A 10,037-nucleotide genomic window follows, 5' to 3' on the forward strand; every position below is an offset into this window, starting at 1 on the left:
CGCTGCAGGGGCGCGGCGGTGCTTGGGCCATGCCCATCGCCTGGCTGGAACAGTGGGCCGCCGCGGCTGGGCAGCGCATCGATGAACTGGTCGCCGCCGAGGGCCAGCAGCAGGCGGCCGACCAGGTCTCCATCGGCAACAGCATCGGCAGCCTGCGCTTCCTCTCCACCATGGATTGGCGCACCTTTGTCGAAGACATGAGTGTGGTCGAGCAGCGGCTGCGGGAAGACCCGATGGCCGTCTATCCGCAGATGGATTTCGGCACCCGCGACGCCTATCGCCATGTCGTAGAGAAGATTGCGCGCGGTAGCCGCGTCGCCGAAGAGCGCGTTGCGACCATCGCGCTGGACCTGGCACGAGCAGCTGAGCCGCTCGATGGGCCACGTACGCACGTAGGCTATTGGCTCGTCGGCGAAGGCGTGAACACCACCGTGGACGCGGTGGCCGAGGCGGCACCGCGCCACCGCAAGGCACGGCGGCTGGCGCACCGCGTGCCACTTGCCCAATACCTGCTGCCGATTGCCCTGCTGGCGGTGGTGGCCACCGCTGGCCTGCTGGCATCGGGCAGTGGCGCGGTACCCGTCTGGCTGGCCGCGCTGTTCGGGCTGCTGGTGTTCAGCGAGCTGGGCATCGTCCTGGTGAACTGGACGGCGACGGTACTGGTCACGCCCCGGCCCCTGCCCAAGCTCGATTTCAGCGAAGGGATCCCGGCCGCCTGCTCCACCGTGGTCGCGGTCCCCTCGATGCTGTCCAGTATCGACGGCATCGATGTCCTGACCGAGGCGCTGGAGGTCCGCTTCCTGGCCAACCGCGATCCTCAGCTGCGCTTCGTGCTGCTGACAGACTTCCTAGACGCCGCGGCCGCCGAGACACCGACGGACGACACCCTGCTTGCGCATGCCGTGGAGCGGATCGAGGAATTGAACAGTCGCTATGCGGCCGAGCGCGGCGATCGCTTCTACCTGCTGCACCGCGCCAGGCAATGGAACCCGGGCGAAGGGGTGTGGATGGGACACGAGCGCAAGCGCGGCAAGCTTGCAGCGCTCAACGCCCTGCTCCGTCAGGGCGATGCGGCCGCGTTCATGCGCACCGTCGGTGACACGGCTGCCTTGGTCGGCGTCCGCTACGTCATCACCCTGGATTCGGACACGCAGCTTCCGCGGGATGCCGCACGCGCCTTCGTCGCCACCTTGGCGCACCCGCTCAACCGCCCGCGCTTCGATCCGGCGCTGCAACGCGTGGTGGAGGGCTACGGCATCCTGCAGCCCAGCGTCGGTACCAGTCTGGGCACGCGCCGCACCTCGCGGTTTGCCCGGATGTTCGGCAGCGAGCCCGGCATCGATCCGTACTCGCGCATGGTCTCGGATGTCTACCAGGACCTGTTCGACGAAGGCTCGTTCGTGGGCAAGGGCATCTATGACGTCGAAGCGTTCGAGCATGCGCTCGAGGGCCGCCTGCCCGAGAACCGCATCCTCAGCCACGACCTGCTGGAAGGCTGCTATGCACGCGCCGGCCTGGTCAGCGATGTGCGCCTGTACGAGGACTATCCCGAACGCTACGCCGCCGACGCCAAGCGCCGTGCGCGCTGGATCCGCGGCGACTGGCAGCTGTTACCCTGGTTGATGCCGTGGACACCGCGCCCGGGATCGGGGTGGGAACGCAACCCCCTCAGCCTGCTGTCGCGCGGCAAGTTGCTGGACAACCTGCGCCGGAGCCTGGTGCCGATCGCAGCCTTGGCCTTGCTGGTGGCGGGTTGGCTGTATGCCGAAAGCCCGGCTGCGTGGACGGCATGGGTGCTGGCCCTGTGGTTCGCGCCGCCGCTGATCGGCATGCTGCGCGATGCGCTGAGCGTTCCGGACGACACCCCGCTGGAAGCGCACTACATCATGGTCGGGCGCGGCACGCTGCAGTCGTTGCTGCGCGCGGCCACCCAGGTCGCGTGTCTGCCCTACGAAGCGTTGCTGGCCGGTGGCGCGGTGCTGCGCACGCTCTGGCGCATGACCGTCACCCGCCGCCATCTGCTGCAATGGAACCCCTCCAGCGAAGTCGAGCGCCGCCTCGGCAGCGACCGCGGCGCGGAATGGCGGGTGATGGCGCCCGCGTCGGTGCTGGCGGTTGYGCTGGCAGCGGTCGTGGCCAGCGTGGCTCCGCAGGCACTGCCTGTCGCCCTGCCCCTGCTGTTGGCGTGGACCTTCGCGCCCGCGTTGATGGCGTGGCTGGGCCGGCCGCCGGCCGCAAGCGTGGCCGAGCTGTCGGTGACCCAGCGGGCGTTCCTGGGCCGGCTGGCGCGGCGCACCTGGTCGTTCTTCCAGGCGTGGGTGCGCGAGCAGGATCATTGGCTGCCGCCGGACAACATCCAGGAGCACCCGACGCTGGTGGTGGCGCGGCGCACCTCGCCGACCAACATCGGCCTGTCCCTGCTGGCCAATCTGTCCGCGTGGGATTTCGGCTGGCTCCAGCTGGGCGCGGTCGCGGAACGCACCGCCCTCACCTTCGATACGCTGGACCAGCTGCCGCGCCATCGCGGCCACTTCCTGAACTGGTACGACACCGAAACCCTGGCGCCGCTGCAGCCGCGCTACGTCTCCACCGTGGACAGCGGCAACCTGGCGGGCCACCTGCTGACGCTGCGCCAAGGCCTGCTCGCGCTGGTGGACGCGCCGGTGCTGGCGCCACACACCTTCGATGGCCTGGCCGATACGCTCGGCGTACTGGAAGAGGAACGGCAGCGCCATCGCCCCGCTGACGCAGTACTGAGCGAGGCGCTCAACCACCTTCGCCAGCGCCTGGCGGCAACGCGTACCGACCACCCGCGTGGGACGACGCAGCTGCTCGCCCGGTTGCAGGAGCTGGCCGGTCTGGCCGACGCCATGCTGGCGCACTGGCCGGCACCGGAGTCGTCCGAGGAAGGTGCGCTGCACTGGCCCGCCCTGTTCGCTGCCGAATGCCATGCCGCCCACGCGACACTTGCCGACCTCCCTGCCGATGCCGGCGCGGACGACGAGGCGCCAGTACCGAGCCTGCGCCAATTGTCCGCCCTGCCCGGCTCCGCCGGTGCGGACGCGCGCGCGCGCATCGAGCAGCTGCAGGCGCTGGCGCACCGCGCCGGGCAGTTCTCGCTGATGGAGTACGGGTTCCTGTTCTACCGTACCCGCAACCTGCTCTCGATCGGCTACAACGTCGACGACCATCGCCTCGACAACAGCTTCTACGATCTGCTGGCGTCCGAAGCGCGGCTGTGCGCCTTCGTCGCCATCGCCCAGGGCCAGTTGTCACAGGAGAGCTGGTTCGCGCTTGGCCGGATGCTCACCGAGGTCAACGGCACGCCGACGTTGTTRTCATGGAGTGGCTCGATGTTCGAGTACCTCATGCCGCAGCTGGTGATGCCCAGCTATCCCGATACGCTGCTCGACCAGACCGCGCGACATGCGGTCGAGGCGCAGATCGTCTACGGCCGCACCTTGAACCTGCCGTGGGGCGTGTCCGAGTCCGGCTATAACGCCGTCGATGCCCGCCTGAACTACCAGTACCGCGCGTTCGGTGTGCCCGGATTGGGTCTCAAGCGCGGCCTCGGCCAGGATCGGGTCATTGCCCCCTATGCCAGCATGATGGCGCTGATGGTGGCACCGGAGGCGGCGTGCCAGAACCTCCAGGCCCTCGAAGGGTTGGGGTTCTCCGGGCGCTTTGGCATGTACGAAGCGATCGACTACACCCCCGCCCGGGTACCGCCGGGACAGGATCACGTTCTGTTGCGTTCGTTCATGGCCCACCACCAGGGCATGGGCCTGCTGTCGCTGGATTACCTGTTGCGCGACCAGCCGATGCAGCGCCGTTTTGTTGCCGATACCGAGTTCCAGGCCACCTTGCTGCTGCTGCAGGAACGCATCCCGCGCATCGGCGTATTCCATCCGCATGAGGTCGAAGCGCTGGGCGAGCATTCGGCCATGGCCGAGCACGAGACCTCCCTGCGCGTCCTGCGCGACCCGGCGGGCCCGCGCCCGGAAGTGCAGCTGCTCTCCAACGGGCGCTACCACAGCATGCTGACCCATGCCGGCGGCGGCTAMAGCCGCCACGGCGACCTGTCGCTCACTCGCTGGCGCGAAGACGGCACCACCGACGCCTGGGGCACGTTCTGCTACCTGCGCGACGTGGACAACGGCGAGTTCTGGTCCGCCGCCTACCAGCCCACCTGCGTGGCGCTGGACCATTACGAGGCGATCTTCTCCGACGCCAAGGCAGAGTTCCGCGGCGCGCGCCGCGGCTGCGAGAGCCATCTGCAGGTCGCCATCTCCGCCGAGGACGACATCGAGCTCAGGCGCCTGCGCCTGACCAACCGCGGCCGTCGCCAGCGCACGGTGGAGATCACCACCTATGCCGAAGTGGTGCTGGCGCCCGCAGCGTCGGACGACGCGCATCCGGCCTTCAGCAACCTCTTCGTGCAGAGCGAGATCCTGGCCGCCAAGCAAGCCGTGCTCTGCACGCGCCGGCCCCGTTCGCACGACGAAGTCCCACCGTGGATGTTCCATCTGGTCGCGGTGCATGACGCCGAGGTCGCGTCGATCTCCTACGAAACCGACCGTGCGCGCTTCCTGGGCCGTGGCAACACGCCGCGGACGCCGCAGGCGTTGACCACCGACACCGAGCTCTCGGGCACGGACGGCTCGGTGCTCGACCCGATCGTGGCCATCCGCGTGCGGGTGGTGCTGGAGCCCGAGCAGACCGTGCAGCTGGACATGGTGTATGGCATCGGCGCCGACCGCGTCGGTTGCGAGGCCATGGTCGACAAGTACCGTGATCGCCGCCTGGCGGACCGTGTCTTCGACCTGTCCTGGACACACAGCCAGGTGGTGCGCCGGCAGATCAATGCCAGCCAGGCCGAGGCCTCGCTCTACGAGCGCCTGGCCAGCCACGTGCTGTATGCCAATCCGCTGCTGCGAGCGGGCGACGCCGTCCTGCAGCAGAACCAGCGAGGGCAATCCGGGCTGTGGGGCCATGCCATCTCGGGCGACCTGCCCATCGTCCTGCTCAAGGTCACCGACGCGGAGAACGTGGAACTGGTCAGGCAGCTGGTGCAGGCGCACGCGTATTGGCGCCAGAAGGGACTCAACACCGACCTGGTGATCTGGAACGACAGCAAGGCCGGCTATCGGCAGGAACTGCAGGACCAGATCCTGGGGATGGTGGCCGCCAGTTCGGAGACGGGCCTGCTAGATCGCCCCGGCGGCATTTTCGTGCGGCCGGTGCAGAACATGAGCCACGAGGACCGCGTTCTGCTGCAGGCGGTGGCACGGGTGGTGCTCAGCGACGAGGACGGCACGCTGGCGGCGCAGGTGGGGCGCCAACCGCTGCCTGTGCGACGGATTCCGGCTCTGGTGCCGCAGGCGGAGCAGCAGGAGCTGGCCCTGGCGATGGACGCGACGCCCGGGCTGCCCGTCATCGCCGACCCGGGACCCGAACCCGGACTGCCCCCGGGCGTTGAGCACGACGAAGAGGTGGACGACCCGTGGCCGTTCCTTCCGTACCGCGGCGCCGGCCGATTCGACAACGGCACCGGCAGTTTCAGCGAGGACGGCCGCGAATACGTGGTGGTGGTGCGCGAAGGCGCCCCGACGCCGGCGCCCTGGGCGAACGTGATCGCGAACGCCCGTCTGGGCACGGTCGTCAGCGAGAGTGCACCGGGCTATACCTGGTTCGAAAACGCACACGAATTCCGCTTGACGCCCTGGCTCAATGATCCGGTGTCCGATACCGGCGGCGAAGCCTTCTACGTGCGCGATGAGGAAACCGGCCGTGTCTGGTCGCCGATGCCGCTGCCCTGCCGGGGCACCGGTGCGTACCGTACCCGCCACGGCTTCGGCTACACGGTCTACGAGCACATCGAAGACGGTATCGCCAGCGAGTTGTGGGTCTTCGTCGATGTCACCGCGCCACTGAAGTTCTCGGTCCTGCGGTTGCACAACCTCTCGGGCCGGCCACGGCGGCTGTCGGCCATCGGCTACGTGGAGTGGGTCATGGGTGACCTGCGCCCGAAGTCGCGCATGCACGTGGTCACCGAACGCGATCTGCAGACCGGGGCGCTGCTGGCGCGCAACAGCTACAGCACCGAGTTCGGCGGCCGGATGGCCTTCTTCGACACCGATGCCGAGGGCTGCGGCTGGACCTGTGACCGCCTGGAGTTTATCGGCCGCAACGGCGGCCTGCATGCACCGGCCGCGTTGCGCCGCGAGCGTCTGGATGCACGGGCCGGTGCGGGCATGGATCCCTGCGCGGCGATCCAGGTGCCGCTGGAGCTGGCGCCGGGCGACCGCAGTGAAACCACGTTCCGCCTTGGCGCCGGGCGCGACCGCGAGGAAACGCTGGCGTTGGCACGAAGCCGCCAGGGCAACCAGGAAGCCATCGATGCGCTGGACGCCGTGCGCATCCACTGGCGCAACGTACTGGCCACGGTGCAGGTACGCACGCCGGACCCGGCGTTCGACGCACTGGCCAATGGCTGGCTGGTCTACCAGACCCTGGGCTGCCGCTACCTGGCACGCAGTGGCTACTATCAGTCCGGCGGCGCGTTCGGCTTCCGCGACCAGCTGCAGGACGCGCTCGCCCTCGTGCACGCGCGCCCGGACCTGACCCGCGAACACCTGCTGCTCTGCGCGGCACACCAGTTCACCGAAGGCGATGTGATGCACTGGTGGCACCCGCCGCAGGGTCGCGGCGTGCGCACCCGCTGCTCGGACGACTATCTGTGGCTGCCCCAGGGTGCATGCCGCTACCTGGAGGTCACCGGCGACGCCAGCGTGCTGGACGAAGTGGTCGGCTTCATCGAGGGGCGCGCGGTGACCCCGGAAGAGGAAGGCTACTACGACATGCCCACCCTTTCGGCACAGCGCGGCACGTTGTATGCGCACTGCGTCGTCGCGCTGGAGCGCGGGTGCCGGCTGCTCGGTGAACGTGGGCTTCCGCTGATGGGCAGCGGCGATTGGAACGACGGCATGAACCGCGTCGGCGACCAGCAGCGCGGTGAAAGTGTGTGGCTCGGATTCTTCCTGCATGACACGCTTCGCCGCTTCATCGGGCTGGCCAACGCGCGTGGCGATGCCGCCCGTGCGCAATGGTGCGAAGAACAGGCCGAACGCCTGCGTCAGAACCTGGAACAGCATGCCTGGGACGGCGCGTGGTATCGCCGCGCCTGGTTCGACAACGGCGCCACGCTGGGCTCGTCACAGAACCAGGAATGCCGCATTGATTCGATCTCCCAGAGCTGGTCGGTGCTGTCAGGCGTGGCCGCGCCTGAGCGTGCCAGCCAAGCGCTGGATTCGCTGTACACGCATCTGGTGCGAAAGGACGCCAAGCTGATCCAGCTCCTCGACCCGCCCTTCGACCAGACCACGGAGGACCCCGGTTACATTCGGGGTTACGTACCGGGCGTGCGCGAGAATGGCGGCCAGTACACCCATGCGGCGGTGTGGGCGGCGATGGCATTCGCCCAACAGGGCGATGCAGTGCGTGCCTGGGAGCTGGCCGGCATGATCAACCCCCTGAACCACACGCTGGATGCCGAGGCGGTCCAGACTTACCGCGTCGAACCCTATGTGTTGGCCGCCGATGTCTACGCCGTGTCGCCGCACGTCGGGCGAGGCGGCTGGACGTGGTACACCGGATCGGCCGGGTGGATGTATCGCCTGCTGGTCGAATCCCTGCTCGGCATCCGTCGCGACGGCGATCGTCTCTCGCTTGAACCGTGCCTGCCCGATCACTGGCCGTCCTTCGAATTGAGCTACCGCTTCGGGCGCAGCCTGTATGAGTTCGTGGTGACCCGCACGGCCCAGGGTCAGCCGACGCTGCATGTGGATGACGTCCTGCAGCCGGACCTCAGCGTCCTGCTCCGCGACGACGGTCATTACTACCGTGTCGCGCTTGATCTGGGTGCACCTCCGGGATGAACGTGCGCGCCGAGATACAGGTGCAACTTGATGCGCTGGCCGACAAGCTGGACCACTGGGTGGCGCGAGTGCGCCACCCAGCGCAATTCTGGACGCAGTTTGAACAGCTGAGTGGCGAGATTCTCGACCAATGCGAGAACGCGGAGAGGCACCATGCGCGTGCGTGTATACAGGCCATGCTCGAACGCCATGCGCTGGAAATCCCGGCCTGGCACGAACGAGGCGACACTCCGCCGCCGGGGAAGCCGGGAGCGTGATAACGGATCCCCCGTGCGGGCTCAGGGTCAGAAGCTGCACTTCACGTGCGTGTGCAGCCGGTTCAGATCGCCGGCCTCCCCAATTCCAGGCGGCGCTGGGCGTGGCTCAGCTCTGCGCCGAGGTCCAGCTTCGGGAAGGACAAGCAGCAACGGGAACGGCCCAAGGCGCTGCAGCCCGCCTTACATCAAGCCCATGCGATCAGTCATGTTGATTCGCGGATTGCAGACATAACGGAGCCGCTGTTCGCGCTGGGCTTTCGGGAATGCACGAAGAGCGGCGAGCACTGCCTGCCAATGGGTGAACCCGCTGTCCATTACCTTGGCATGCGACAACCTGGGCTGGGTGTACTGGCGAATCTCCCTGCGTGTGAAATACACGCTTTCGCCGCCCTACCCCTCGGACCATCGGCCATCTGGCGCCTGCCTGACGACGTCACCTTAACCGCGCCGTCCTATGCTGGGACCCCGTTCGCGTCCACAAGGGAAAACACCATGATCAAACTGCACACGCTGATGATTGCCGGCTGCCTGTTGGGATTCAGTGCCGTTGCCTCCGCTGAAACGGTCAACCTGACCAACAGTGCAGATGGCGCCAACCGAGATGCCGGCATCTCGGCGGTAAAGAAGAAGCTGCAGGACGCCTGTACCGACCGCAAGGGCTCACCCGACAGTGATTCGTTCGAGGTGGTCTTCGAGAAGACCAGCGACAACCCGAATGTGCCCAAGCCTTATTACGTGGACGGCAAAATGAAGTGTGAGCTGCCTGGCTGATGAGGACACCCGGCCAAGGCCGAGCGGATGCTTCAGGCCTGGCCGGCGGCTTTCTCACGCGGCGATTCTCTCCACCAACCTATCGAGCGCCGCCTTCGTGGCGCGCGCCGTATCTCGCTGCCGCTCCGCTTGGTGGTCACTTACCGGTTTCGTCGCTACATAAAGCTGCGTGCCGGCTGAGTCTTCAAGGGATGGAGCCGCAGGCCGCGTAGCGTCAGATAGGCGATGGGCGGGCAACCTGGGAGGCAGCGGACCAACGGTCCGCTCTACGGTGTCCCCCGGCCTTGGGCGGGCCGGGGATTCTGTTTACTCGGCGCGGTGGGTCCTTCAGTAACCGCCACGTATTCCGCGTCGCATCGGGATCGTCCCGGCCAGCAGCGTGCGGGGTTGGCGGTGGGCGACGGCCATCCGTGGCCAGGCGCGCGCGCAATCTGGAGTCGCCGGGCGCCGAGGCCGGATCAACCCGACGCGGCAGCCGCAATCTTGATGGACTTGACGTTGACAAACTCCTTCAGACCCTCAGGACCGTGCTCACGACCATAGCCGGACGCCTTCACACCACCGAACGGCAGCGCCGGGGATGCGACGTCGAAGGTGTTGATGAAGACCATGCCGGTGTCGAAGTACTTGCTCGCCAGTTCCCGGGCGCGCTGCACGTCCCGGCTGAACATGCCCCCACCCAGGCCGTAGCGGCTGTCGTTGGCGATGCGCAGCGCATCCTCGTCGTCCTCGGCGCGGATGATGGCCGCCGCAGGACCGAACAGCTCATCCTCGTAGGCCACCTGCCCCGGCGCCACATCCGCCAGCACCGTGGCCGGGTAGAACCAGCCGGTTCGCTCTGGCACCTCACCGCCGACCACCAGACGTGCGCCCTGCGCGACGCTCTTGGTCACTTGTTCGTGCAGCTTGTCGCGCTGCGCCTTGGAGACCATCGGGCCGAGCTGGGTGTCCTCGGCGTTCGGGTCGCCCATCCGGATCGCCTCGAACGCCTTTGCATAGGCGCTGACGAAGGCCTCGTAGTTCTTCTTCGTCACGATAAAGCGCTTGGCGTTGACGCAGGTCTGCCCATTGT

4 protein-coding genes are annotated in these 10,037 nt (G+C 67.6%); 3 read left to right on the plus strand and 1 reads right to left on the minus strand.

Translation table 11 applies throughout. The features are described from left to right. The 3 genes from ACXJKH_RS09180 to ACXJKH_RS09190 all read left to right on the plus strand — a co-directional run. Positions 1–7,937, plus strand: a 7,937-nt coding sequence (locus tag ACXJKH_RS09180; protein ID WP_457319193.1) for a GH36-type glycosyl hydrolase domain-containing protein, incomplete at its 5' end; no start/stop codon positions are given. Next, complete coding sequence (locus tag ACXJKH_RS09185; RefSeq protein WP_457319194.1) at positions 7,934–8,194, plus strand: hypothetical protein; 261 nt, start codon at positions 7,934–7,936, stop codon at positions 8,192–8,194. The genes ACXJKH_RS09180 and ACXJKH_RS09185, both read left to right, overlap by 4 nt. A gap of 492 nt (positions 8,195–8,686) precedes the next feature. Continuing rightward, complete coding sequence (locus ACXJKH_RS09190; protein ID WP_256774328.1) at positions 8,687–8,965, plus strand: hypothetical protein; 279 nt, start codon at positions 8,687–8,689, stop codon at positions 8,963–8,965. A gap of 458 nt (positions 8,966–9,423) precedes the next feature. Here ACXJKH_RS09190 and ACXJKH_RS09195 read toward each other — a convergent pair. Further along, positions 9,424–10,037, minus strand: a 614-nt coding sequence (locus tag ACXJKH_RS09195; protein WP_457319195.1) for an aldehyde dehydrogenase family protein, incomplete at its 5' end; no start/stop codon positions are given.

The sequence above is a fragment of the Stenotrophomonas sp. P5_B8 genome, from assembly GCF_054049855.1.